The 234-nt window shown below is 51.7% G+C and carries 1 protein-coding gene; it reads right to left on the reverse strand.

Annotated elements, in window-relative coordinates:
* A partial coding sequence (locus tag V5P19_RS24560; RefSeq protein WP_334408119.1) for a tail fiber protein occupies positions 1-234 on the reverse strand: 234 nt, incomplete at both ends.

The following is a 234-nucleotide window of genomic DNA, read 5'->3' on the forward strand; positions in this document are numbered from 1 at the left end:
GAGCTGTCCCTGGTGGGTGTGTGATTCCACTCCTCCATTCTGAAGACTTAGCAAGGCACGTCCAGCATCAATACCACGCCCATCATCCCAGCCACGAATAAACTCACCACGTAAATCAGGCAATTTATTTGTCGGATAAGCCTTTGCCAGTTCCGGGTATTCTTCAGCAGAAAAAGCTGCACCATTGCATTTCAGCCAGCCTGTAGGCGGAGTGGCTGAAGGCCACGGAACAGG

The organism is Enterobacter sp. UNJFSC 003 (assembly GCF_036903355.1).
Taxonomy (GTDB): Bacteria; Pseudomonadota; Gammaproteobacteria; order Enterobacterales; family Enterobacteriaceae; genus Enterobacter.